The sequence below is a fragment of the Devosia chinhatensis genome, from assembly GCF_000969445.1.
GTDB lineage: Bacteria > Pseudomonadota > Alphaproteobacteria > Rhizobiales > Devosiaceae > Devosia > Devosia chinhatensis.
In genome coordinates this window covers 1-482 of sequence record NZ_JZEY01000076.1, presented here as the reverse complement: position 1 = coordinate 482, position 482 = coordinate 1, and the positions used below count along the sequence as shown (strand labels likewise).

Sequence of the window (482 nt, the reverse complement as noted above, 5' to 3'; positions counted from 1 at the left end):
TTGGGGTGCGGCGAGGGGACGTTGGAGACGGGGTACGGGCGTGGCGTGCGCGTCAACTGGATAGCGGTCGGGCCCTCTGATGGGCATGGGATCCGTGCCGGGGGGCGGCCGAAACCTGCGCGGGCGGGGCCGTATCGGCGCGTCACGGATCAGCGAGATCAACGTCACCCCGATGGTAGACGTCATGCGGGGGCTGCTAATCGTCTTCATGGTGGCAGCGCCAGTGATGACCATGGGCGTACCGATCACCCTTCCCAAAACCGACGCGCAGGCCATGCCGATCGAACGCAAGCCCATTACCGTGACCGTGGCCGCTGACGGCACGCTGAGTATAGACGGAGCGCAGGTCGGCACGGCACGTCAGGTCGAACACGTCAGCGCCCTGGCCGTCGAAGGCACCGACCACAGGCTCGACGTTCGCGACTAACCCACTGCCACCACTCGCCAGACGCGGTACGTGGATGAGGCGGTTCCCGCCGCAG

Annotated in this window: 1 protein-coding gene; it reads left to right on the top strand. The window is 67.0% G+C overall.

Features of this window, described 5'->3' with window-relative positions; translation table 11 throughout:
* Positions 1 to 79 precede the first annotated feature (79 nt).
* Positions 80 to 427: a biopolymer transporter ExbD gene (locus VE26_RS16810; protein ID WP_052716009.1), complete on the top strand. Its 348-nt coding sequence runs from the start codon at positions 80 to 82 to the stop codon at positions 425 to 427.
* The last annotated feature ends 55 nt before the right edge of the window (positions 428 to 482 follow it).